Origin of the sequence: Sandaracinus amylolyticus (assembly GCF_021631985.1) — a bacterium.
Classification (GTDB): domain Bacteria; phylum Myxococcota_A; class Polyangia; order Polyangiales; family Sandaracinaceae; genus Sandaracinus; species Sandaracinus amylolyticus_A.
Genome location: NZ_CP070225.1, coordinates 1,743,494 through 1,768,195 on the forward strand (window position 1 = coordinate 1,743,494; position 24,702 = coordinate 1,768,195).

General features: G+C 72.8%; 18 protein-coding genes. 13 read left to right on the forward strand and 5 right to left on the reverse strand.

Features of this window, described 5'->3' with window-relative positions:
- Nucleotides 1-4: 4 nt before the first annotated feature.
- Nucleotides 5-1,036, forward strand: coding sequence for an SPFH domain-containing protein (locus tag I5071_RS07185; RefSeq protein WP_236604655.1), 1,032 nt, complete (start codon nt 5-7; stop codon nt 1,034-1,036).
- Nucleotide 1,037: 1 nt separating this feature from the next.
- A complete protein-coding gene (locus I5071_RS07190; protein ID WP_236604656.1) occupies nt 1,038-1,940 on the forward strand; it encodes a hypothetical protein in 903 nt (300 codons plus the stop codon).
- Between the two features lie 7 nt (nt 1,941-1,947).
- Here I5071_RS07190 and I5071_RS07195 read toward each other — a convergent pair whose 3' ends face one another.
- Complete coding sequence (locus I5071_RS07195) at nt 1,948-3,426, reverse strand: formylglycine-generating enzyme family protein (protein ID WP_236604657.1); 1,479 nt, start codon at nt 3,424-3,426, stop codon at nt 1,948-1,950.
- Between the two features lie 143 nt (nt 3,427-3,569).
- Between I5071_RS07195 and I5071_RS07200 the strand changes: the two genes are divergently transcribed.
- Genes I5071_RS07200 through I5071_RS07210 form a run of 3 tightly spaced genes read left to right on the forward strand, consistent with a single transcriptional unit; the run spans nt 3,570 to nt 8,544 of the window.
- Nucleotides 3,570-6,296, forward strand: a complete 2,727-nt coding sequence (locus I5071_RS07200; RefSeq protein WP_236604658.1) for a hypothetical protein — start codon at nt 3,570-3,572, stop codon at nt 6,294-6,296.
- Nucleotides 6,263-7,741: a serine/threonine-protein kinase gene (locus I5071_RS07205; protein WP_236604659.1), complete on the forward strand. Its 1,479-nt coding sequence runs from the start codon at nt 6,263-6,265 to the stop codon at nt 7,739-7,741. Before I5071_RS07200 ends, I5071_RS07205 begins: the two co-directional genes overlap by 34 nt.
- Nucleotides 7,738-8,544: a PEGA domain-containing protein gene (locus I5071_RS07210; RefSeq protein WP_236604660.1), complete on the forward strand. Its 807-nt coding sequence runs from the start codon at nt 7,738-7,740 to the stop codon at nt 8,542-8,544. The genes I5071_RS07205 and I5071_RS07210 overlap by 4 nt, the downstream gene beginning before the upstream one ends.
- Nucleotides 8,545-8,635: 91 nt before the next feature.
- On the opposite strand, the gene I5071_RS07215 is transcribed toward I5071_RS07210, so the two are convergent.
- Complete coding sequence (locus tag I5071_RS07215) at nt 8,636-10,339, reverse strand: type IV pilus twitching motility protein PilT (protein ID WP_236604661.1); 1,704 nt, start codon at nt 10,337-10,339, stop codon at nt 8,636-8,638.
- A gap of 107 nt (nt 10,340-10,446) precedes the next feature.
- Between I5071_RS07215 and I5071_RS07220 the strand changes: the two genes are divergently transcribed.
- The 8 genes from I5071_RS07220 to I5071_RS07255 all read left to right on the forward strand — a co-directional run bounded on the left by I5071_RS07220 (nt 10,447) and on the right by I5071_RS07255 (nt 19,439).
- Nucleotides 10,447-11,799 carry an AI-2E family transporter gene (locus I5071_RS07220; protein WP_236604662.1) on the forward strand — a complete coding sequence of 451 codons (1,353 nt, stop codon included), beginning with the start codon at nt 10,447-10,449 and terminating at the stop codon, nt 11,797-11,799.
- Complete coding sequence (locus I5071_RS07225; protein ID WP_236604663.1) at nt 11,796-12,878, forward strand: hypothetical protein; 1,083 nt, start codon at nt 11,796-11,798, stop codon at nt 12,876-12,878. The genes I5071_RS07220 and I5071_RS07225 overlap by 4 nt, the downstream gene beginning before the upstream one ends.
- Nucleotides 12,879-12,896: 18 nt before the next feature.
- Nucleotides 12,897-13,097 carry a hypothetical protein gene (locus tag I5071_RS07230; RefSeq protein WP_236604664.1) on the forward strand — a complete coding sequence of 67 codons (201 nt, stop codon included), beginning with the start codon at nt 12,897-12,899 and terminating at the stop codon, nt 13,095-13,097.
- A 37-nt stretch (nt 13,098-13,134) separates the two neighbouring features.
- The gene (locus I5071_RS07235; RefSeq protein ID WP_236604665.1) at nt 13,135-13,620 is read left to right on the forward strand and encodes a hypothetical protein; all 486 of its coding nucleotides are present in this window, start codon (nt 13,135-13,137) and stop codon (nt 13,618-13,620) included.
- A gap of 13 nt (nt 13,621-13,633) precedes the next feature.
- Complete coding sequence (locus I5071_RS07240; protein ID WP_236604666.1) at nt 13,634-15,757, forward strand: cation:proton antiporter; 2,124 nt, start codon at nt 13,634-13,636, stop codon at nt 15,755-15,757.
- 45 nt (nt 15,758-15,802) lie between these two features.
- Entirely contained in the window at nt 15,803-17,914 is a 2,112-nt protein-coding gene (locus I5071_RS07245) for a cation:proton antiporter (RefSeq protein WP_236604667.1), read from the forward strand.
- The gene (locus I5071_RS07250; protein ID WP_236604668.1) at nt 17,911-18,735 is read left to right on the forward strand and encodes a helix-turn-helix domain-containing protein; all 825 of its coding nucleotides are present in this window, start codon (nt 17,911-17,913) and stop codon (nt 18,733-18,735) included. Before I5071_RS07245 ends, I5071_RS07250 begins: the two co-directional genes overlap by 4 nt.
- 167 nt (nt 18,736-18,902) lie before the next feature.
- Nucleotides 18,903-19,439 carry a hypothetical protein gene (locus I5071_RS07255; RefSeq protein WP_236604669.1) on the forward strand — a complete coding sequence of 179 codons (537 nt, stop codon included), beginning with the start codon at nt 18,903-18,905 and terminating at the stop codon, nt 19,437-19,439.
- Nucleotides 19,440-20,249: 810 nt separating this feature from the next.
- On the opposite strand, the gene I5071_RS07260 is transcribed toward I5071_RS07255, so the two are convergent.
- From I5071_RS07260 to I5071_RS07270, 3 genes are all read right to left on the reverse strand, one after another.
- On the reverse strand, nt 20,250-21,485 hold the full coding sequence (locus I5071_RS07260; RefSeq protein ID WP_236604670.1) for an efflux RND transporter periplasmic adaptor subunit: 1,236 nt from the start codon (nt 21,483-21,485) through the stop codon (nt 20,250-20,252).
- 129 nt (nt 21,486-21,614) lie between these two features.
- Nucleotides 21,615-23,975 (reverse strand): ABC transporter permease, encoded by a 2,361-nt coding sequence (locus tag I5071_RS07265; protein WP_236604671.1) that lies wholly within the window; start codon nt 23,973-23,975, stop codon nt 21,615-21,617.
- Nucleotides 23,975-24,700 (reverse strand): ABC transporter ATP-binding protein, encoded by a 726-nt coding sequence (locus I5071_RS07270; RefSeq protein WP_419249626.1) that lies wholly within the window; start codon nt 24,698-24,700, stop codon nt 23,975-23,977. The genes I5071_RS07265 and I5071_RS07270 overlap by 1 nt, the downstream gene beginning before the upstream one ends.
- Nucleotides 24,701-24,702: the final 2 nt, after the last annotated feature.

Genomic DNA, 24,702 nt, shown 5'->3' on the forward strand with positions numbered 1-24,702 from the left:
CTCCGTGGCCGACATCCGCAGCTTCCTGTTCGTCCGTCACCTGCGCGCCGAGAGCAGCTCGCACGTGCTGCTCTACAAGCGCGGCTCGCTGGTGAAGAGCGGTCGTGGCCTCACGTTCTGGTTCTTCCCGATGACCGCGTCGATCGCCGAGGTGCCGGTCGACGATCGCGAGCTCCCGCTCGCGGTGCGCGCGCGCTCGTCGGACTTCCAGGACGTCACGGTGCAGGGCGTGCTCACGTACCGCGTGATCGATCCCGCCGCGCTCGCCGAGCACGTCGACTTCTCGATCGACACGCTGCGCGGCGTGCACCTCAAGCAGCCGCTCGAGAAGATCGCGCTGCACCTGGCGCAGCTCGCGCAGCAGCACGCGTCGGAGTGGATCGGTCGCACTCCGCTCCGCGAGGTGCTGCGCGACGGGCCGGCCACGGTGCGCGAGCGCGTGCACGCCGCGCTCGCTGCCGACGAAGGCGTCGCGCAGATGGGTCTCGGCGTCGCGAGCGTGCGCATCTCGTCGATCGCGCCGACGCCCGATCTCGAGCGCGCGCTCGAGGCCCCGATGCGCGAGCGGATCCAGCAGGAGGCCGACGAGGCCGCGTTCGCGCGCCGCGCGCTCGCGGTCGAGAAGGAGCGCGCGATCCAGGAGAACGAGCTGCAGAACCAGATCGAGCTCGCGCGTCGCGAGGAGCAGCTCATCTCGCAGCGCGGCGCGAACGGCAAGCGGCAGGCGACCGAAGAAGCGGAAGCGAAGCGCATCGCGACCGACGGCGAGGCGAGCCGGCTCCGCACCAGCTCGGACGCGCAGGCCGCGTCGATCCGCGCGATCGACGGCGCGAAGGTCGAGATGGAGCGCGAGCGCATGGCGATCCAGAAGGAGGTCCCGCCCGCGGTGCTCGCCGCGCTCGCAGCGCGCGAGCTCGCGACGAAGCTGCAGCGCATCGATCACCTGCACCTCGGCGCCGACGCGCTCGGCCCGATGCTCACCGAGCTCGCGAGCGCGGGCACGCGCGCGCTCGAGGCCAAGAACCAGGCGCGCTGACATGAGCAGCATCCCGCGGGTGGTCGTCGTCACGCGGCCGACCGACTTCGAGGAGCTGATGGCGCGTCACGGCACGCGCGAGCAGGCGCGCTTCTTCCTCGAGCAGCGCGATCAGAAGATCGACGAGGTGGAGGCGCGCCATCGCGCGCTCGAGCAGGTGCTCACGCGCGTGTCGCAGCAGATCCCGGTGCGCTGGCGTCGCACCCGCGTGCCGCGCGCCGAGCTCTCGCGCTTCGTGTGGGAGCCCGAGGATCTCGTGGTCGCGGTGGGGCAGGACGGGCTCGTGCCGAACGTCGCGAAGTACCTCGACGGGCAGCGCGTGATCGGCGTGAACCCCGAGCCCGCGCGGGTCGCGGGCGTGCTGGTGCGGCACGCGGTGGACGCGCTCGAGCTCGTGCTGCGACGCGCTGTCGAGCAGCGCGCGATCATCGAGCCGCGCACGATGGTCGAGGCGCGCCTCGACGATGGTCAGAGGCTGCTCGCGCTGAACGAGATCTTCGTCGGGCACCGCACGCACCAGTCGGCGCGCTATCGCATCGCGCGCGAGCGCGCGCAGGAGCGACACTCGAGCTCGGGCCTCATCGTCGCCACCGGCACCGGCTCGACCGGATGGGCGCGATCGATCGCGCGCGAACGTGCGACGAAGCTCGCGCTGCCCGCGCCGACCGACACGCGCGTCGCGTTCTTCGTGCGCGAAGCGTGGCCGAGCCCCGGGACCGGCACGTCGATCACCGAAGGGCTGATCGAGGGCGCGTCGCGCCTCGAGATCACGAGCGAGATGAACGAAGGCGGCGTGCTCTTCGGTGATGGCATCGAGGACGATCGCGTGGCGTTCGGCTGGGGCCTGCGCGCGCGGCTCGGCGTCGCGCGCGAGCGCCTGCAGCTCGTCGTCGGCACGCGCTGATCGTCCATCACCGCACGCAGCGGAAGCCGATCGCGGGGTACGCGCCGTCGGTCGCGATCGAGCCGCGCGCGGCGCTCATCAGCGTGCTGATGAACACCGCGGGATATCCCGCGCCGCGCACCGTGACCTCGAGCCCCTCGCCGGTGCGACGGCAGAGCGGATCGAGCGGCATCGTGCCGCGCCAGCAGTTGCCCTCGCCGACGCCGTAGAAGTCGTAGTGATCGGCGGTCAGCTCGCCGACGTTCCCGATCTGATCGAACACCCCCGCGACGCCCGCGAACGATCCGACCTCGCGCGTCCACGCGCCGTCGCGCCCCGCGCACACGAACGCCTGGGCGCGATCACACCCGCCGCCTTCGGTGCCGCTGGGGGCCTCGTCGCCCCACGGGAAGTCGCGCCTCGGCGCGAGCCCTCCGAGCGTGTGTCCGCGCGCCGCGAACTCCCACTCTGCTTCGGTGGGAAGTCGCCCGCCGTCCCACGCGCAGAACGCGAGCGCGGTCGACCACGTCACGCAGTCCATCGGATGCGCTTCGAGCGCGCCCGGGGTGTCCGACCAGTTGCACTCCGGCTCGAGCTCGCGATCGATCGGGTCCACCACGGGACCGTCGAGCGCGATCGTGCGTCCGCCGGGGTACGCGACCGGCGCGCTCGGCGCCGGATGTCCGGCGTCCCAGAACGCGCGGAAGCGCGCGACGCTCACCTCGTACGCGTCGATCACGAAGGGGCTCACGCGCACGCCGGGCTGCTCGGGGAACGCACCGGTCCCGCCCGACGTGGCGGCCTCTTCGTCGCCCATCGAGAACGTGCCGCCGGGCATCGCCACGAGATCGCACCCCGGGCCGCGCCCGATCGCGTCGCAGCTGCGCGGCCAGGGCACGCACTCGCCCTCGTCGCAGAGCGCGTCCGCGCCGCACGTCGCGCGCGCGCCGCAGCGACATCCCTCGCGCGTGCAGGTCTCGTCGGGCGCGCAGGACGGCGTGCACGACGGACCCGCGTCGACGCCGGCGTCGGCCGCGTCGGGGAAGGGCGGCAGATCGCGCAGCTCGTCGCCCGGCGCGACCGGATCGAGATCCGCGACGGAGATCGCGAGCGCCTCGCAGAGGCCGGCGCGGCACGTCTGCCCATCGGCGCACGTGCGACCGATGCATCCCGCTTCGAGGCGCAGCACGACGCGCCGGGTCTCTCCGCGGACGAACGGGACGATCGCGCGCGTGCTCACGGTGATCGCGTCGTCGTCATCGAGCGCGGTCGCGGCAATCGTGACCGTCTGGTCAGCATGTCCGTCGCGTGCGCGCACGCCGAACGAGAAGGGCAAGCCCTGCGCTCCTGCGCCGGAGACGCTCACCTCGTGTCGCTCGTCGTCGATCTCCAAGCGAACGCGGGCGATCTGCGCAGGCGCGAGGTCCGACTCGACGACGACCACGAGCTGCGTGAGCGGCGCGTGGCAGGCACTCGACAGGATCGCGATCAGCGACGCGGCCAGCACGGATCGAGACGAAGAGCGGCGCACGGATCGCATGCGAGCGAGAGACCTCTATACTCGCGCGCGCGGCCGCTGGCCAAGGTGGGAAGCGGTCCCGCGCGAGCGCGCGAGGGAGACGTTCGATGTTCGCGAGCCGAGGGGGAGTCATGGTCGCCGGCGCCGGGGGGCGTGCGAGCGCGACGGTGGTGGTGCTCGTCGCGCTCGCGGGCGCGTGCAGCACCGGCCCCGCCGCGACGGCGGACGGCGATGGTCTCGACCCGATCGAGGCGCACCTCGCGCCCGCGTTCGTCGCGCCGGAGCCACGGTTCGCGGCCCGCGCGCTCGGCACGTCGTGGCGCTTCGTGCGCGAGGACGCGGACGCGACGTGGTCGGGCGATCGCCTCGCGGTGCGGTGGGGCGAGGCCGTGGTGTCGGTCGGTGTGATCGAGATCGCGCGCGGCGACGCGCGCGTGGCGCTCGACGAGGTCGCGACGGTCGAGGTCGAGGGCGCGCGCGTCCACGCGCGTCGCGGCGCGGTCGACGAGCTCTTCGTGCACGGCGCGCCGGGGATCGAGCACGCGATCGCGGTGCACGAGGTGCCGGCGGGCGCGGGCGCGCTCGAGGTGGTCGTGGCGCTCGAGGGCGCGACGTCGCTCGACGTGCACGAGCGCGGCGCGCGGGTGCGCGACGATGCGGGACGCGAGTCGCTCGCGTACGAAGGACTGCGCGCGTGGGATGCGCGCGGCGTCGAGCTCGTCGCGCGCATGGAGCGCGACGCGCGCGGTGTGCGCCTGCTGATCGACGATGCGGGCGCTGCGCTGCCGATCGTGATCGATCCGGTGATCGCCGCGCCGCGCGGGGTGCTCACCGCGAGCGACGCGATGCCCGAGGACGAGCTCGGGCGCAGCGTCGCGCTCGACGGCGACGTGATGGTCGTCGGCGCGCCGTACCGCATGGATCGCGGCGCCGCGTACGTGTTCGAGCGCGACGGCGCCGGCGCGTGGGTGCAGCGAACGATCCTCACGCCGCCTGCGCTCTTCGCGGACGACGACGCGGGCCGCGCGGTCGCGATCTCGGGCGACACGATCGTGATCGCGTCGCCCAACGACGATCACCCGATGTACGGCGAGGCGGGCGCGGTCGACGTGTTCCGCCGCGCCGCGTCGGGCGCGTGGATGCACGAGCAGCGCATCGAGAACCCGGCGCCCACGACCTACGGCGAGCGGTTCGGGTCCTCGGTGGCGATCGCGGGCGACCTGCTCGTCGTCGGTGCGAACAACGATCGCAACTTCTTCGTCGGCGGCGGCGGCGCGTACACCTACGTGCGCACCGGCACGACGTGGACCGCGGAGGCGACGCTCCAGTGGGACACGGTGTCGAGCAACGACTCGTTCGGGACCTCGGTCGCGACCGACGGAACGCGCATCGTCGTCGGCGCGCCGTACGACGACGGCTTCACGCGCGACGACGAGGGCTACCTGCGCGAGAACGTCGGCGCGGCGTTCGTGTTCGTGCGCAGCGGCGCGACGACGTGGGTGCAGGAAGCGCGGCTCGCGAGTGAGCCCGAGCGCACGTGGGAGCACGTGGGTCAGTCGGTGGCGATCGACGGCGATCGCGTGATCGCCGGCGCGACCGGTGCCGACGACGACGAGGGCCTGATCTCGAATCGCGGCGTGGCCTACGTGTTCGTGCTGCGCGGTGGCGCGTGGGAGGACGAGGCGCGCTTGCTGCCCGTGCCCGCCACCGACTGGACGACCTATGCAGAGTTCGGCGCGTCGGTCGCGCTCGAGGGCACGATCGCGGTGGTCGGTGCGCCCGGGCTCACGCGTCCCTCGCTCGGGCGCTCGCCGGGCTTCGCGTACGTGTACGCGCGTGCCGGCACGAGCTGGTCGGCGATCTCGGATGTGACGGGCACCGTTCGCACCGAGAGCTTCGGCCAGTCGGTCGCGCTCGACGGGAGCACGATCGCGGTCGGTGCGCCCGAAGAGGACGCGAGCGCGACCGCGGTCGATCAGGGTGCGGTCTACGTCTACGAGGTCTCCGAGCCGCGCGCCGACGGCGAGGCGTGCACCGCGGGATCGCAGTGCGCGAGCACGTTCTGCGTCGACGGGGTGTGCTGCAACAACCTCTGCGGCGGCGGGCCGAGCGACTGTCAGGCGTGCAGCGTCGCGGCGGGCGCAGCGGTCGACGGAGCGTGCGGTGCCGTCGCGAGCGGCCGTACGTGCCGCGCTGCGGTCGCCGGATGCGACGCGCCCGAGACGTGCGACGGGAGCTCGAGCGCGTGCCCGAGTGACGCGCGCGCGGAAGCAGGGACGGTGTGCCGCGCCGCGGTCGATCCCTGCGACGTCGCCGAGACGTGCAGTGGCTCGTCGACGACGTGCCCCCTCGACGTGCACCTCGACGAGGGCGCGACGTGCGACGACGGCGCGAGCTGCAACGGCGCCGATGCATGCACGTCGGGCGTGTGCGCGCCGGTGGTGCCGAGCGACGACTGCGACGACGACGATGCGTGCACCGCGGATGCGTGCGCCGACAGCGGTGGTTGCACGCACACGCCGATCGAGGGCTGCTGCGCGAGCACGACGGACTGCGACGACGGCGATGCGTGCACCGCCGACGCGTGCACCGCGTCGCGGTGCGAGCACGTCGTGATCGCCGGATGCTCGGCCGATGCGGGCACCGTCGACGCGGGCGGCGCGGATGACGCGGGCGTGCCGGAAGGCGACGCGGGATCGGACGATGCCGGCACGGCCAGCACGGGCGAGACCGAGACCGAAGGCGGATGCGCGTGCGCGGCACCGGGCCGCGGGAAGGGCGCGCCGCCGCTCGCGTCGGCGCTCGTCTTCATCGCGCTGGCGACGTGGATCGCGCGGCGGACGCGATGCCGATCCTGACCGAGCGCGAGCGCGTCGGGACGCGCCTCGCCGGCAAGTACGATCTCACCGCGATCCTCGGTCGTGGCGGGATGGGGACCGTCTACGCCGGCGTGCACGCGTGGACCGGGCGCAAGGTCGCGGTGAAGCTGCTCAAGCCGGCGCTCGCCGAGGATCCGAACGTCGTGCGCCGCTTCCTGCGCGAGGCGCGCGCCGCGGCGGCGCTTCGTCATCCGCACGTCGTCGACGTGCTCGACATGGGCCAGGAGGACGACGGCGCGGTGTACCTGGTGCTCGAGCTGCTCGACGGCGAGTCGCTCGGGGGGCTGCTGCGGCGTCGCAAGCGGATGACGCCCGAGGAGCTCCTGCCGATCGTGCTCCCGGTCGCCGACGCGCTCGTCGACGTGCACGCGAAGGGCCTCGTGCACCGCGATCTGAAGCCCGACAACGTGTTCGTCGCGCGCGGTCGCGGAGATCGACAGGTCCCGAAGCTGCTCGACTTCGGCATCGCGAAGATCCTCGAGGACACGAGCGGCACCCCGGGCACGCGCACCGGCGCGATCGTCGGCACGCCGCACTACATGTCCCCGGAGCAGGCGTCGGGCTCGGGCGAGATCGGCCCGGCGAGCGACGTGTGGTCGTTCGGCGTGCTGCTCTTCGAGTGCCTCAGCGGGAAGCTGCCCTACGAGGCCGAGACCGCGACCGGCGTGCTCGTGAAGATCATGACCAGCACGCCGCCGACGCTCGCGCGTGTCGCGCCCGACGTGCCGCGCCCGCTCGTGCGCGTGATCGAGCACGCGATGCAGAGCGACGCCGCGGCGCGGTTCCTCGACGCGCGCGTGATGCGCGACGCGCTGCGCGATGCCGCGGGCGCGCTGGGGATCGCGATCCCCGACGAGGTGCCGGAGGAGTCGAGCGAGCCCGCGCCGCCGCGCACCGGCGACCTCGCTCCGATCGAGCTGCACGTGGCCTCGTCGGAGCGCTCGGCCGAGCGATCCGCGATCGAGAGCGCGCCGACGATCGAGTCGCAGCCCGCGGGACGGCGCGCCGAGCAGTCGGTCGTGCCCGCGCCGAGCGTGCAGCTCCCGCCGCGGCGCCGCACGTGGATCAACGCCGCGATCGGCATCGCCGTGGTGGTGCTCGCGGGCGTGGCGTACGCGCTCGGAGCGTCCTCGTCGGCCCGCACCGCGAGCTCGGAGACGAGCGCGCCGAGCGTGCCGAGCGCGGCGATCGCGCCCACCCCGGCCGACGACGCGGCGACCGACGCGCTCGATGCTGCGGTCGTCACGACGCCCACGATCACGGCGCCGGTCGCGACCCCGACGATCGCGACGACGCCGCACCCCGAGCCCGCCACGCGCCGCCCGCGAGGACGCCCGAGCACCGCGAGCGAGCCCACGCCGGTCGCGCCCAGCGCGCCGCAGCAGGACGAAGGGGCGCGGCCGTCGGTGAGGACCGAGTGGTGACGCGCGCCTTCGCGATCACGCTCGTGCTCGCGCTCGCCGTCGCGTCGTCGGCGCACGCGCAGGATGCGCCGGCGACCGACACCGCGCCCTCGACCGACGAGCTGCGCACGCTGGAGGCGCGCACGCTCTTCGAGCAGGGCGTCCGCGCGAGCCGCGACGAGCGATGGGCCGAGGCGCTCGACGCGTTCCGCCGCTCGCGCGCGCTCGTCGCGCGTCCGAGCACGCTCTTCAACATCGCGATCGCGCTCGATCGCCTCGGACGGCTGCGCGCTGCGATCGCAGCGATCGACGAGTACCTCGCGACGAGCGATCCCGTCGCGGACGAGGTCGATCGGCGCGAGGCGATGCGCCTGCGTGTCGATGCCGAGGCGCGGCTCGCGCGCATCACGGTGCGGGTCGACCCCGACGACGCGACCGTCGCGCTCGACGGCGCTCCGCTCGAAGGTGGCGCGGAGCGCACGACCATCGCCGATCCCGGCGACCACGTCGTCGTGGTGAGCGCGCCCGGATACGTCGATCAGCGCCACGAGATCGCGCTGCGCCCGGGCGCCGACGTGGAGCGCGTGATCGAGCTCGCGCCGGTCGAGCCCGCGGCACCGACCACGTCGCTCGCGACGACGATGCCGGTCGAGGCCCCGGCGCGCGACGAGGACACCAGCTTGATCGAGGATCCGATCTTCTGGGCGATCCTCGGCGGCGGCGCGGCGCTGGTCGCGGGCGTCGCGATCGGAGTCGGCGTGCACGTCGCGAGCGCGCCCACGCCCTACGGCGGCTCGCTCGGCGTCACGTTCGAAGTGCCCTGACTCGAAATCTCGGCTCGCCCGCCGGTCCCTACCGTCCGCGCGCTTCGCGCGCTCCCGTCCGGGACCTGCGGGACGAGCACTCTGGCAAGGATCAGTGCTCCTGGACGCCGCCGAGGTCGAGCTTGAAGCCGGCCTTCGCGAGCAGGTCCTTGATCACCTGCTTGTCGTTGCTCTTCATGTACGCCTCGAGCGGCTCGACCTTGTCGGCCTTCACGAGCTCGATCAGGTGATCGTTCATCGTCTGCATGCCGAGGTTGCGCCCGGTCTGCATGACGCTCTTCAGCTGGAACGTCTTGCCCTCGCGGATGAGGTTCGACACCGCGGGGTTCGCGATCATCACCTCGTACGCCGCGACGCGCCCGCCGCCCTTCTTCTTGCAGAGCATCTGCGCGATCACGCCGCGCAGCGACTCGCTCAGCATCGTGCGGATCTGCGCCTGACGATCGGCGGGGAACTGGTCGATGATCCGGTCGACCGTGCTCGGCGCGCTCGTCGTGTGCAGCGTGCCGAACACGAGGTGGCCGGTCTCCGCGGTCTCGATCGCGATCGAGATCGTCTCGAGGTCGCGCAGCTCGCCGACCAGCACGATGTCGGGGTCCTCGCGCAGCGCCGCGCGCAGCGCGTTCTTGAAGCCCGCGGTGTGCACCCCGACCTCGCGCTGGTTCACGAGGCACATCTTGTTCGGGTGCACGAACTCGATCGGATCCTCGATCGTGATGATGTGATCGCTGCGCGTGCTGTTGATGACGTCGATCAGCGTCGCGAGCGTCGTCGACTTGCCGCTACCGGTCGGGCCGGTGACGAGCACCAGGCCCTTCGAGAGGTGGCAGAGCTCGAGCACCTTCGGCGGCAGGCCGAGCTTCTCGGGCGGCAGGATGTCGAACGGGATCTGGCGGAACACCGCGCCCATCCCCTTGCGATCCATGAAGTAGTTCGCGCGGAAGCGCGCGACCTCTTCGATCGTGTGCGCGAAGTCGGTGTCGTTCTTCGCGCCGAACTCTTCCTTGTTCCGCGCGGGCGCGATCTCGATCAGCAGCTCGCGCATCTCGCGATCGGGGATCGGAGCGCGATCGAAGAGCGGCGTCATCTCGCCGTGGCGGCGCACCATCGGCACCACGTCGCTCGAGAGGTGCAGATCGCTCGCGCCGCACGCGACCATCATGCGCAGGTAGTGGTTGATCTTCGGCTCGCCGGGCACCGCATCGACGCGCTTGCCCGCCGCGCCCATCGCGTTCTTCGCGTGGCCGGGCTCGATGCGGATCTCGCCGCTCTTGGGATCGCTCTTCGGCTCGGCCGCCGCCGGACGCGCGCCGCCGATCCGCGCCGCGGGCGACTGCGCGATCGTCGGCTTCTCCACCGTCGTCCGCTCGACCGTCGTGCGCTCCACCGTCGTCCGCTCCACGGCGGGTCGCTCCGCGGTGATGCGCTCCACGCGCTCCGCGTTGGGCCGCCCCGGCCGCGTCACCTCTTCGATCTCGATCGCGCCCCCGTCGTTCTCGGGCCGCACCACGACGCGCCACTCCGCGGCCTGCGCCGCATCGACCTCGACGCGTACCAGGATCCCGCCGATCGCCGCGTGCTGGAACGACGTCTTGCGGGTGCGACGCAGCTCGTCGATCGACGTCGGCGGCGCCGCCTCCTGCACCAGCTGCACGACCTGCGCGTGCTCGATCGCCGTGTTCGACGCCCGGTCGCCCTCCGCGAAGCGGAAGCGCACCGGCTCGCCCGACGCGAGCATCACCTCGCGCGCGTTGTGACGAACGAGGTGCTGGACGTAGAAATCGAGACGCAGCATCGAGCCTCTCTGCATTGCAGGTCTTGCTGCAACGTTCCGGTGTTGGCGGAGAGCGTAAACGAGCCCGCACGCGCGTTGCGAGCGCGGATTTGGTAGAAGCAGACGCGATGGCGGGGACGGACGGGAGCGGGCGCGCGGCGAGGACCGCGATGTTCCCGCGGTGGCTCGTGGTGCTGCTCGGTCTGCTCGCGGTCGGGGGCACGGTGTACGTGCTCCGCGGCGTGCTCACGCCGATCGCGCTCTCGCTCGGCATCGCGTACCTGCTCGATCCGCTGGTCGATCGCTTCGAGGCGCGCGGCGTCCCGCGCGGTGCCGCGATCACGCTGGTGCTCGCGATCGTCGCCGCGGTGATGGTCGTGTTCACGCTGCTGGTGTTGCCGGGCATGGTGCGCGAGGTCGTGCACTTCGCGACCGAGCTGCCCGGCGAGATGCAGGAGCTCCTCGCACGCGTCGAGCCGTGGCTCACCGCGCGCGGCATCCCGGTGCCCCACGACCTCGAGGAGGCGCTCGCACAATTCGAGATCGCCCCCGGCGAGCTCGCGAGCCACGCGGCCGCGCCCGCGCAGGCGGTGCTGCGCTTCGTGCTCGGCGGCACCGCGTCGGCGATCGGCGCGCTCGCGAGCGCGCTCATCGTCCCCGTGCTCGCGTTCTATCTGCTCTACGACTTCGATCGCATGACGGTCGGCGCGCGCGAGCTCGTGCCGCCGCGCATCCGCCCGTGGGTCGTCGAGGTCGCGAGCGAGATCGACGCGGTGCTCGGGCAGTTCGTGCGCGGTCAGCTCCTCGTGATGCTCGCGATGGGCGTGCTCTACGCGGGCGCGTACTCGCTCGTCGGCGTGCGGCTCGCGGTGCCGATCGGGCTCGTCGCGGGGCTGCTCGCGTTCATCCCCTACGTCGGCAGCGGCTCGGCCCTCGCGATGGGGCTCCTGATGTGCGTGGTCGACTGGACGGGGTGGATGAAGCCCGCGCTGGTCGTCGTCGCGTACCTCGTGTGCCAGGGGCTCGAGGGCTTCGTGATCGTGCCGCGCGTGGTCGGCGACAAGGTCGGCCTGCCCGCGGTCTGGGTGCTCGTCGCGTTGATGGTCGGCGGCGAGCTCTTCGGCTTCCTCGGCGTGCTGCTCGCGGTCCCGGCCGCGGCGGTCGTGAAGATCTTCGTCGTGCGCGGGCTGCGTTGGTACAAGCAATCGCCGCTCTATCTCGAGGGTCAGGGCGTGGAGCGCGTCGCCGAGGTCGTGCAGCGCACCGAAGCGCCCGCCGGAGAGCCGCCGGCGCCGATCGCCTCGGTGCCCGACATCGCGCAGGAGATCGCGCCGGTGATCCCGGTCGCCGCGGCGCCTCCGTCGGACGCCGCGCCGGTCGCGAACGACGCCGGGCCCACGCTGCCGACCTCGCCGGACGCGCCGGTGCCGCCCGAGCGCGACGAGGAAGACGCGGACGACGACGAGGAGGGCCAGCGATGATCGCAGTGCTCGAGTCGGGGCGCGGACCTTTCCTGCGCGCGATCGCGGACGCCCTCGCCGAGGCGCTCTCCGACGCCGACACGCCCGAGCAAGGCAACGCGGTGATCGCGCTGCCCGCGCTCGAGCCGCGCCGCGACGTGGACGGAGCGACCGCGGCGATCGCGCTCGATCCCGAGTCGCTGGCGCGCGCGCACGAGGCGAACGTCGCGCTGCGCCTCGCGTGGATCGGCTGGCTCGATCCCCGCTGGGAGGACGTGATCGCGAGCGCGCACCACGTGCTGGTCGCGCACCCGTCGCTGGTCGATCCCGTGATCGCGCTCGGCGCGCCGCGGGCGCGCGTCGAGGTCGCGTCGTGGATCGCGCCGCGTGGTGAGCGCGATCGCGCTGCGGCGCGCGCCGCGCTGGGCATCGACGCGGACGTGCCCTTCGTGATCGTGCCGACCCAGGTGATCGGAGACGATCTCACCGCGCTGCTCCTCCAGCTCGCGCTGGTGCGCGAGGGCGTGCGCATCGCGTTCGACGTCGCCGAGGACGTGGAGGCCGCGCGCGCGCTACGCCGTCGCGTCGCGTTCCCCGCGCACATGTTCGCGGAGGGGCCGACCGCATCGCTCGCGTGGACCGCAGCGGATCGCGTGGTCGCGCGCCTCGACGGCCCCGAGCTCGCACGCGCCTTCGCGCACGGTGCCGCGCCGATCCTCGCGCCGCCGCGACCCGCCGATCTCTTCACGGCGCGCGCGCTCGCGGGCGAAGGGCTCGCGACGACGGTCGTCAACGACGCGACGCTCGCGGTCGCGATCGACGACGCGTGCTCGCGGGCGTCGATCGATCGTTCGCGCGCCGCGCTCGCGGCGCTGGCGATCGATCGGGGCGCGGAGCGCGTCGCTGCGATCGTGCAGCGCATCGTGCGCGACCCGGCCGCACGACGTGCGATCGCCGGGCTCCCCGACGGTCTCGAGGCGATCGGCCCGGAGCGGCGCGAAGCGCCGAGCGCTGCCGCGCCGAAGCCGCCTTCGCGCGACGAGCAGATCGAGAACGAGCTCGAAGCCCTGCGCGCCCGCATCCGCGACGAGAAGAGCTGAGCGCGTCTCGCGCTCGTCTTGCTGCACGAGAAGCTCGATCGCGATGACGTGATCGCCGCGCTCGACACGCGCGCCGAACGTCGGCATCGCGCGATCGCAGGTCGCAGCTGGAACGCCAGGGTGTACGGCTGCGCCTCGGCGCGCTGCCCACATCGACGCGAGCACGACTCGCCCACGTCGCTGGGCTTTTCGTTCCTTGACCCCCTCTCGGCACGCTGATAAGCGAAACCTTATCACCTCTCGCAAGGCCACGGACATGAGCGAACCTCAGCGCCCGCCCGAGCACACGACCTCGTCGAAGGCACCGTCGACGCCACCGACGCGCGGCACGGCATGGCGATCGATGATCGCCTACCTCGTGCTCGTCGGGCTTCCGTTCGCCGGGCTCTTCGTGGTGATGCGCGCCGGCGCATCGCTCGAGGCACCACCGATCGTCGCGGGCGCGTGGACGCTCCGCGGTGACGAAGCACGCGCATGCCTCGGCCTCGGCGCCGAGGACGCGATCACGGTCCAGCAATCGGGCCGCTTCCTCCAGCTCCGCGCGGGCACGACCGTCTCCGACGCGCAGCTCGCGGGCTCGCAGATCCGCGCGTCGTGGCTCCCCTCGTCGGGCCCGTGCGCGGGCCGTGAGATCGTCGTCGATGCGCAGGTCGACGGCGCGGTGATCCGCGGCGCGCTCCGTGCGGCGTCGTGCGAGCCGTGCAGCGGCGCATCGTTCGAAACCACGCCGCCCACCGAGTGATCCGGAGGCATCGATGCACTTCCTCCTGACCCTGATCCTCCAGATCGGCGTGATCCTCGTGGTCTCGCGGATCGTCGCGGCCGCGTTCCGGCGCATCCAGCAGCCGCAGGTGGTCGGCGAGATGTTCGCCGGCATCCTCCTCGGCCCCTCGCTGCTCGGCTGGCTCGCGCCCGACGTCTCCGCGTTCGTCTTCCCGCGCGAGAGCCTCGTGCACCTGAACACGCTGAGCCAGGTCGGGCTCGTGCTGTTCATGTTCCTCGTCGGCCTCGAGTTCGATCCGAAGCTGATGCGCGGCCGCGGTCACGCCGCGCTCGTCACGAGCCACGTCAGCATCATCGCGCCCTTCTTCCTCGGCGCGGCGCTCGCGCTGCACCTCTATCCGCAGCTCTCGGACTCGTCGGTCTCGTTCGACGGCTTCGCGCTCTTCATGGGCGCGGCGATGAGCGTCACCGCGTTCCCGGTGCTCGCGCGGATCCTCCAGGAGCGCAACCTCGTCCGCACCAAGGTCGGCGCGGTGACCATCGCATGCGCCGCGGTCGACGACGTGACCGCGTGGGCGATCCTCGCCGTCGTCATCGCGATCGTGCGCGCGGAGTCGCTCCACACGCCGCTCTGGATCACGCTCGCCGGCACCGTCGCGTACGTGCTCGCGATGGTGTTCCTGGTGCGTCCCGCGCTCGGGCTGATCGAGAAGCGCTACCACAACACCGGGCGGGTCACGCAGGACCTGCTCGCGGTCGTCCTGCTCATCGCGCTCGCGTCGGCGTGGACCACCGAGTACCTCGGGATCCACGCGCTCTTCGGCGCGTTCTGCATCGGCGCGGTCATGCCGAAGGACAAGGGGCTCGTGCACGAGCTCGCGGAGAAGCTCGAGCACGTCACCGTCGTGTTCCTGCTCCCGATCTTCTTCGCGAACGCGGGCCTGCGCACCCAGATCGGCCTCGTGACCGGCGCCGAGATGTGGATCTTCTTCGGCCTCATCATGCTGGTCGCGGTCTCCGGCAAGTTCGGCGGCTCGACCATCGCGGCGCGCATGACCGGCCTCTCGTGGCGCGAGTCGAGCGCGCTCGGGATCCTGATGAACACCCGCGGTCTGATGGAGCTCGTCATCCTGACGATCGGCCTCGACCTCGGCGTCATCTCGCCCGCGCTCTTCGCGATGATGGTCATGATGGCGCTGCTCACGACCTTCATGACGACGCCGATCCTGCAGTGGCTCTACCCGCTGCGGCTGATGCGCGAGGCCGCGCGCGACGAGAGCGAGCCCGACGAGTTCACGGTGCTCGTCCCGGTGAGCCTGCCCGCGTCGGGGCCCGGCCTGCTGCGCCTCGCGCGCGCGCTCGTGCCCAGCGGTCGTCGGCCGCGCGTCTACGGCCTGCACCTGCGCCGCAGCGACGAGCACGCGGTGACCGATCTCGAGGGCACGCCCGACCTGCCGGCGCAGGAATTCGCACTGCAGCCGATGCTGCGCGCCGCGCAGGAGGCCTCGGTCGAGGTGCGTCCGCTCGTGTTCGCGTCGGAGCGACCGGGGCGCGACATCGCCGACCTCGCGCGCGTGAAGGGCGCCGACATGGTGCTGCTCGGGTGGCACAAGCCCGTCATCTCGCGGCGCATCCTCGGCGGCGCGGTCTACGACGTGATGACGAACGCGCCGGCGGACGTCGCGGTGTACCTCGAGCGTCGCTTCGCTCCCTGGTCGCGCATCCTCGTGCCGTGCCGCGACCTCGCGCGCGATCTCCCGGCGCTCCGCGCCGCGGGCCGCATCGGCGCGACCACCGGCGTGCCGGTCACGGTGCTCCACATCGTGCCGCCGAGCGGCACTCCCTCGGCGACCGACGTCGAGCTCCGCGCGGCGGTCTCGTCGGCGAGCGACTCGCAGCGCGCCGAGGTCACGCTCGAGCAGGTGCGCAGCGACGATCCGGTGGGCGCAGTGGTGTCCGCGGCGCGGCGCGGCGAGCACGATCTCGTCGTGGTCGGCGTCTCGAACGCGTGGGGCATCGAGCCCGCGATCTTCGGGGTGAAGCACGAGCGGCTCGCCGAGGAGACCGAGGCGTCGCTGCTCATCCTCCGCACCCACGAGATCGCCGCGCAGCGCGCTGCGGTCCCGCGGCCCGCGCTCCGTGAGGCCGCCGAGTAGCCCTTCAATTCGCGGCCTCGCACGGGCACCTTCTCTCCGACGCGAATGGGCCCTCCCGCCAGCCTCGATCTCGCGCGCGTGCTCCTCCAGGTCGTGGTGATCCTGGCGGTCTCGCGCGCGCTCGCGCCGATCGCGCGGCGGCTCGGCCAGCCCGCCGTCGTCGCGGAGATGGTCGCGGGCATCGTGCTCGGCCCATCGCTGCTCGGGTGGATCGCGCCTCCGGTCTCGGCGTGGCTCTTCCCGCCCGCCTCGCTCTACGGGGTGCGCCTCCTCAGCCAGCTCGGGCTCGTGCTCTTCATGTTCCTCGTCGGGCTCGAGCTCGATCCGAAGCTCCTGCACGGGCGCGGTCGCACCTCGATCGCGGTCGGCATCGCGAGCCTCGTCGTGCCGCTCGTGCTCGGCATCGCGTGCGCGCCCTGGCTGCACGCGCGCTACGGCGCGGGCTCGGCCTTCGCACCCTTCGCGCTCTTCCTCTCCGCGGCCGCGAGCGTCACCGCGTTCCCGGTGCTCGCGCGCATCCTCTCCGAGCGCCACCTGCTCACCACGCGCGTCGGTGCCATCGCGATCGCGTGCGCCGCGGTCGACGACGTCGGCGCGTGGTGCCTCGTCACGCTCTTGCTCGCTGCGGGCCGCGCGCCCGCGTGGATCGACGCGCTGCGCGTCGCGGCGGTCGCGATCGCGCTCGTCGCGCTGATGCTCTTCGTGCTGCGCCCGGTGCTGGTGCGCGTGGTGCGGCGCGTCGAGCGCAAGGGCGCGATCGGCGCGGGCGCGGTGACCGCCGTGCTCTTCCCGCTCCTGCTCGTCGCCGCGACCTCCGAGCTGCTCGGTGTGCACGCGCTCTTCGGCGCGTTCCTCGTCGGCGCGGTGCTCCCGAAGGACGGCCCGCTCGCCGAGGTGCTCGCCGAGAAGCTCGAGACGATCACCGTCGGCCTCCTGCTCCCGCTCTTCTTCGCGCACAGCGGCCTGCGCACCGAGCTCGCGCTGCTCGACTCGCGCACCGACTGGCTCGTCACCGCCGCGATCGTCGTGCTCGCCACCGGGGCCAAGCTCGGCGGCAGCGCGCTCGTCGCGCGCGCCAGCGGGTGGTCGTGGCGCGACGCGGGCGCGGTCGGGATCCTCCTCAACACCCGCGGCCTGATGGGCCTCATCGTGCTCAACGTCGGCCTCGACCTCGGCGTGGTGTCGACGACGGTGTTCACGATGCTCGTGATCATGGCGCTGGTCACCACGCTCGCGACCTCGCCGCTCCTGCGCTGGGTGTTCCCCGATCGCGCGGCGATCGAGGAGCGCTTCGTCGACGCGCCTCCGCGCGCGACACCGCCGAGCGCCAAGGCGCTCGAGATCGTGCTCGCGTGCGTGTCCGATCCGCGCTCCGGCCCCGCGCTCGCCGCGGCGGCGCATGCGCTCGTCGGCGAGCGCGCCGAGGGCGCGCGCGTCTTCGGTCTGCACCTCGCCGAGCCCAGCGATCGTGCGTCGGCCGAGCTCCGCCGCGAGACCCGCGGCGCGCCACCCGCGCTGACCGACTTCCTCGCCACCGCGCGCGGGCTCGCCCTCGATGCGCGCGCGCTCGCGTTCGTCTCGAGCGCACCGGCCGACGACATCGTGCGCATCGCCGAGGCCAAGCGCGCCGGGGCGATCCTGCTCGGCGGCCACGAGCCCTGGTTCTTCGAGGGCAGCTTCGACGGTGTGGTCGCGCAGGTCGTGCGCCGCGCGCGCACCACCGTCGCGGTGCTCGTCGGCGCCGAGCGCGCGGTGCCGGAGGGCGGCTTCGCGCGCATCCTGGTCGCCGACGCCGGCGCCGTCGAGGACGGGGTCGCGGTCGAGATCGCGCGGCGCCTCGGCGCGCGCGCCGGCACGCACGTCACGTGTCTCGCGGTGGGCGCCGGTGCGTCGGCGCGCGCGCTGCCCGAGGCGTGGTCGCGCGAGCGCGCGTCCCAGGCCTCGCCGCGCGACGCGCTGCTCGCGATGACCGCGTCGCGCTCGTTCGATCTGGTGGTGCTCGGGCTCGCGGCGCACTGGCGCCTGCGCAGCGAGCGCGCGCCCTTCTTCGCGCGCATCGGCGCGCCGGTGCTGGTGGTGCACGACGCGCGCGCGCTCGCGGCGTCGGCCGAGGACGAGCACGCCGTGCGCGAGAGGCCGGCGGAGGTGAGTGCGTGAGCCACGTGGGGACGACGCTGCGGCGACTGCGGCTCGAGTCGGGTCTGAGCCTGCGCGATCTCGCGCGCCGGTTGGGCGTGTCGAGCGCGTACCTGAGCCGCGTGGAGCACGGCCTCGACGCCGCGCCGACGCCCGAGCGCCTCGAGGCGATCGCGGCCGAGCTGGGCTTGCCCGCGAGCCTCCTGATCGAGGTCGGGCATCGCGTGAGCCCGTTCGTCGAGCGCTACCTCGAGCAGGAGCCACAGGCGGCGGCGCTCTTCTTCGAGATCGCGTCGCGGGGTCTCGGCGCGGAGGAGCTCGCGGAGGTGCAGCGCTACGTCGCGCGTCGCTGGCCGAAGCGGGTCGCGCTCGAGGACGACGCGGGCACGCATCGTCTCGCGCCGCTGCTCGACGACGAGCGCGTGGTGCTCGGGCTGCACTGCGACGCGCTCGAGGACGCGTACGAGATCGCGAGCGCGCGCCTCGCGTCGCTGCCGCGCATGCCCGACGCGTCGGTGCTCGCGGAGGCGTTCCGCGCGCGCGAGGAGGAGGTCGGGGCCGGCGTGGGGGCCGGCGTGGGCGTGCTGTGCGCCGCGGTGGCGGGCGCGCAGCCCTGCGCCGCGGTGGTGCTGCTGGCGCGACCGCTCGCGAACGACGCGCCCGATGCCGATCCGCTCTCGGTGCTGGTGCTGCTCGCCGCGCCGAGCCGCGGCCGCGACCCGATGCTGCGGGTCGCCCACGTCGCGAGGCTCGCAGGCCGCGGGATGGCGAGCGCGCTGCGCGAGGTGGAGCGATCGGAGGCGGTGCTGCAGCGCATCGCGCTGCTCGAGCTGGTCGAGTGATCGCATCGCGCAGGAGCGACACGCTCCTGGGCCAGGAGCCGAGGTCAGCTGGGCCAGGAGCCGAGGTCAGCTGGGCCAGGAGCCGAGGTCAGCTGGGCCAGGAGCCGAGGTCAGCTCGGCCAGGAGCCGAGGTCAGCTGGGCCAGGAGCCGAGAGCTGCTCCGTTTGGTGACGTTGCCGATCGCCTTGTTTTCTCGGCAATCTGCGCGACGCGAGCCTCGAAAACGTGCTCGCGGGAGAGAAAACGTGGCGACGAAGAAGAAGACAACGAAGAAGGTTGCGAAGAAGAGCGCGAAGAAGCGTGCGACGAAGCGCACCGCGACCGCGCCGATCGCGCTCACGACGACGGAACGCGCGCGTCTGCTCAAGCCGCGCCGCGACTACGCCGAGCTGATCACCACGTTCCTGCGCGTCTGGGAGGAGAACCCGGAGGTCCGGCTCACCGGGCTCACGCGCGCGCGGCTGCGTCGCGAGCTCGAGCGCGCGCTCAGGGCAGCGGACAAGGAAGACGCGGTGCGCCGGGCGCTCGAGTCGAAGCTGCGCCCGCTCCAGGACGCGCGCCTCGTCGCGGAGGACGCACTGTGGCGCAAGCTGCTCGACGCGAACGCGCTGGTGAAGGCGCAGGCGCGGGTGGACCCCCGCATCGGCGAGGCCTTCGCGTTCCTGACCGACGCGCTGCGCGTCGCGCGAGAAGACGCGGGCTGAGCTCGAGGTGCGCGCTTCGCGCGCACCTCGCTCTGCCGTTTCGTCTGGGTCTCGTCGAGCGGGTTGCTCGTGGTGGGGTTGCTCCGCGGTGATCTCGAGTCCCCGCAGGGTCTCTTGCGGGGGCGCGATCTCGAGTCCCCGCGGAGTCTCTTGCGGTGGGCGCGATCTCGAGGTCACACGGTCTTTGGGTCCTACTGACCGTGTGGCTTCGGTGTGCACTCGCTCCAGGTGCGCGCTTCGCGCGCACGTCGCTCTGCTGTTTCGTCTGGGTCTCGTCGAGCGGGCCGCTCGTGGTGGGGTTGCTCCGCGGTGGGCGTGATCTCGAGTCCCCGCAGAGTCTCTCGCGGTGGCGTGATCTCGAGTCCCCACGGAGAGAATCGCGCCCGCACGTCCCCGCCGCGCTCCGCGCGTCGTGGCCGTGTGCTCCCTCCACCTCACCCAATCGCCCGAGTCACGCGCTTCGCGCGCGACTCGGGCGTCCGTCCAATCGGCTCCAGTCGCGCGCGGAGCGCGCGCTGCTACGCGCGAGCGTCCGAGCCGCGCGAACAGCGCGGATCGGTCGCGAGCCATCTCACCCCAACCCAGAGAGACGGCAGAACCGCCGTACCGGGCGCGGGGCAGTGGGTCCGACGCCCTCGTGCGACGGGGGCTCGCAGACGTCGACCACAGACTGATCACAGCATCGCGGCAAGCGGCGCGACGCGCGCGCCGCGATGCGCCCACCGCTTCCCGACGCTCACTGCCTTCCGTACAGCAGCCCGCGAGCACCCGGGCGGGCGGACCCACTGCCCCGCGCCTCTCGCCGGAGCCTCACCGTCCCGACACCCGCACCGAATCCACCACCCGATCACTCGGATGCACGATCACGTCTTCCCCCTCCGAGACCCCCGACCGAATCTCCACGTCCACCCCATTCCGAGCCCCCGTGTCCACCGACACCCGAGCCGCTCGTCCGTCTCGCACCACGAACACGGCCCACCCCGAGCCGTGCCGCCAGACCGCCGTGCTCGGCACGATCAACACGCCGTCCTCCGACGACACCACGATGTGCGCCTCGACGCGGAACCCATCGCCCAGCGCCGCCCATCGCTCGCGCGGCGCGTCGAGATCGATCACCACGTTCACGCGCTGCTCCTCCACGCCGAGCGCCGACACCCGCGTGAACGCCGAGGGCTCGACCATGCGCACGCGTCCTTCGAGCACGCCTTCGCCGCCCCAGCGATCGAGCTCCACCCGCGCGCCCACCGGGATGCGCACCGCGTCGCTCGTCAGCACGTCCACTGCGATCTCGAGCGCCGACGGATCGCCGATCTCGAGCAGCGGCGCGCCCGCCTGCACCACGCCGCCGCTCTCCTGCGCGACGCGCAGCACGACTCCGTCGACCGGCGCGGTCACGTCGAGCGACTCCTGCTGCGCCGCCGCGACCCGCGGCTCGAAGCGACCGAGCGCCGCGCGCGCGAGCTGCACTTCGTGGGTCGCGACACGCGCCCCGAACTGCACGCTCGTCAGCTCCTCGCGCCGCGTGCGCAGCTCCATCTCCGCGCGATCGAGCTGCTGCCCGGGGATGCCGCCCTGGGCCGCGAGACGCCGCGCGCGATCCGCCTCGTGGGTCGCGAACTCGAGCGCGGTCTCGATCCGCTCGATGGATGAGCGCGCCTGACGCTCCTGCGCCATCGCCGCCGACAAGCGCGCCTCGGCCTCGGCACGGGTGCGCGCATCGAGCAGGGGAGGGCTCAGCGGCACGAGCCGCGCGAGCACGTCGCCCTGCCGCACCATGTCGCCGGGGTGCAGCTCGATGCGCGCGACGTTGCCGGTGAGCGGCGCGCTCACGACGTAGCGATCCTTCACGCGGGTCCGCCCGTCCTCGTCGATCGTCACGCGCATCGTCCCGCGGCGCACCACCGCGGTGTCGACCTCGATCGGCCGCGGCATCATCGCGATCACGATCGCGGCGAGCACGCCGAGCAGGAAGATCGCGGTGAGCGATCGCCGTGCCCATCGCCGCAGCGCTCGCTTGCCGTTTCGTTTCGTCGTCGGGTCCGCCATCTCATGTCTCCGGAGGGGCTGACCCAGCCCCTCCCCCGCCGGGAGTGAATCCCGGGCGGGTCCTCCTCCCGAGCCGCTTCGCGGTCGCTTCGCTCCGAGAGCGTGTCGAATCGATGCTTCGGCACGCTCTCACTCTCGCGTCTTGAGCACCGCGATCAGATCGAGCCGATCGAGGCGGCGCCGCACCAGCAGGGCGCTCGCGAGACCGGCGGCGATCGCCACCAGCGCCGCGAACGCATACGTCGAGGGCGCGATCGTCGGCTCGAGCCGGTATCGCTCGGGATCGGTGGTCGCCATGATCCCGTGCGCGAGCAGCGTGCCGAACCAGAGCCCGAACGGGATCGCGAGCAGGATCTGCACGCCGAGCTCGCCGAGCAGCACCGCGCTGATCTCGCCGCGCGTGAAGCCGAGCACGCGCAGGCTCGCGAGGTCGCGCGCGCGGACCGAGAGCGCGACGCGCGCGTTGTTGTAGACGACCCCGACCGCGATGATGATCGCGAACGTCGTGAGGATGAGCGTCATCGCGCTCATCGATCGCCCGCTCTGCTCGCGGAAGTGATCGATCAGCGCCTGACGTCGCGTGATCGCGAGCACGTGCGGCAGCTCGCGCACCCGCGCCCGCAGCGCGTCGAGCTGGTACGGGTCGACGCGCAGCACGACCTGCGAGACCCGCGGCTGCTCGCCGAGCATCTCGTGCAGCGCGGCGTCGCTCATGTGCCCCCACAGGCCGTAGGGCTCGTCGATCAGCGCGGCGACACGCACCTCGCGCGCGCGCCGCTCGCCCTCGAGCGCTTCGATGGTCACCGTCTCGCCCGCTCGCACATCGAGGATCTCGGCGAGCTTGCGGGTGAGCACCACGCCGCCCTCGGGCACCCGCACCTCGTGCCCTTCCTGATCGAGCAGCACGCGCAGCTCGTGATCGTCGTGGTGACCGACCACCACCGCGTCGCGCCAGCGATGGCCCGCACGAAGGCGCGCCGCGAGGAGGCGAGTGCCCTCGGCCCGCTCGACGCCCGGCAGGTGCGCGAGCTCGCGCACCGCGCGCTCGGGCAGCGGGCGCGTGAAGTCGACCGACACGTCCTCGCGCCACGCGGTCTGGAATTGCAGCTCGATGAGGTGCTCCATCGCGTCGCCCGAGAACCGACCGACCACGACGATCGCAATCGCCATCGCGATGCCGAGGCTCGAGAGCACGAGGCGCAGCGGGCGCCGCTCGATCTCGCGCAGCACCATGCGCCCCGAGGTCTCGAAGAAGCGCGCGAGCGCACCGCGCGAGAGCCACGTCGCGCGATAGCTCGCGGGCGCGGGCGGGCGCATCGCCTCGGCGGGCGGGAGCGCGACCACCTGACGCACGGTGCCGAGCGCGCCGACGAGCGCGGCGCCGAGGCTGATCACGACGCCGACGGCGACGACGTCGAGCCCGAGTCGGTACGCGCGGAACGGGAACCGGAAGAGCTCGGTGTAGAGCCCGGTGAGCGCGTCGCCGAGCCACGCCCCCGCGGCGACGCCGATCAGCGCGCCGAGCACGACCATCACCGCGACGAGCTCGAGGAAGTGCAGGCCCACCTGCCAGCTCGCGTACCCCACGGCCTTGAGCACCGCGATCTCGCCGCGCTGCAGGTGCACCAGACGCGCGAGCACGACGTTGAGCAGGAACGCCGCGACGCCGAGGAAGATCATCGGCGCGACCGTCGCGAACGACTCGAGCTGCGAGAGCTCTCCGTCGAGGTAGTAGTTCGAGGCCTGCAGCCTGCGTCCCACCACGCGCCGCGCGCCGTAGGGCGCGAGCACGCGATCGACCGCGGCGATCACTCCGTCGACCGAGGCGCCGGGCTGGAGCCGGATCACGACGTCGTCGAACGCGCCCTCCATCCGGAACGGCGGCTCGATCGCGCGCTGCGGCATCCACAGCACGGCGAAGCGATCCTCGGCGGCGATCGCGCCCTCGGTGGTCGCGAACACGTACTCGGGCGACATCGCGATGCCGACGACGCACAGCTCGCGACGTCGTCCCTCGAGCACCGCGGGGAGCACGTCGCCGGGGCGCACGCCGTGCTTCGACGCGAACGCCTCGAGCAGCACGACCTCGTCGGTGCGCGCGGGATCGGGCAGGCGTCCCTCGAGCACGCGCAGCGCGTTCATCGGCGGCTCGCCGTGCTCGGGCAGCGAGACCACGTCGGCGATCGCGGGCTCCGCGAGGAAGTCGACGGGGAGCAGCACCTGCTCGACGAGCCGCGGATAGACCTCGGCGACCCCGTCGATCTGCTCGAGCTGCGACGCGACCGCGCGCGGCGCGCGCTCGAGGTGCGCGAACACGTCGCCGAAGCGCTCCTCCGAGTAGTACGCGTCGCGCGTGGAGAGCAGGCTCGAGTAGGTGCTGCGCAGCGAGACCCACGACGCGATCCCCGCCGCGACCACGAGCGCGATGGTGATCACCTGACCGCGCAGGTGGGTCAGGTCGCGGAACAGCTTCCGATCGAGCGCGCGCATCACCATCGCAGATCCGCGGGGCGCGCCTTGGTGGTGTTGTGGACCTCGCGCTCGATGCAGCCATCGGCGAGCGACACGACGCGATCGGCCATCGTCGCGATCGGCGCGTTGTGCGTGATGACGCAGGTGGTGGTGCCGAGCTCGCGGTTCACGCGGTCGATCACCTCGAGCACGAGGATGCCGGTGCGGAAGTCGAGCGCGCCGGTGGGCTCGTCGCACAGGAGGATGTCGGGGTTCTTCGCGACCGCGCGCGCGATCGCGACGCGCTGCTGCTCGCCGCCCGAGAGCTGCGAAGGGAAGTGATCGAGGCGCTCGCCGAGCCCGACCAGCGCGAGCGCGTCGGCGGGATCCATCGGCGCGCGCGAGATGTCGGTCACCAGCGCGACGTTCTCGCGCGCGGTGAGGCTCGGGATGAGGTTGTAGAACTGGAAGACGAAGCCGACCGCGTCGCGGCGATAGCGCGTGAGCTCGGACTCGGTCGCGTCCGTGAGCTCGCGCCCCCGATGGAGCACCCGACCGCTGCTCGGGGTGTCGAGCCCGCCGAGGATGTTGAGCAGCGTGCTCTTGCCGCTGCCCGACGCGCCGAGGAGCACCGTGAGCTCGCCCTGGCGCAGCGCGAAGTCGACGCCGCGCAGCGCGTGCACGTCGACCTCACCCATCCGGTAGACCTTGCTCACGGCTCGCGCCTCGAGGACGACCGGACGCTCGCCGTCACCGGGCTGCATCG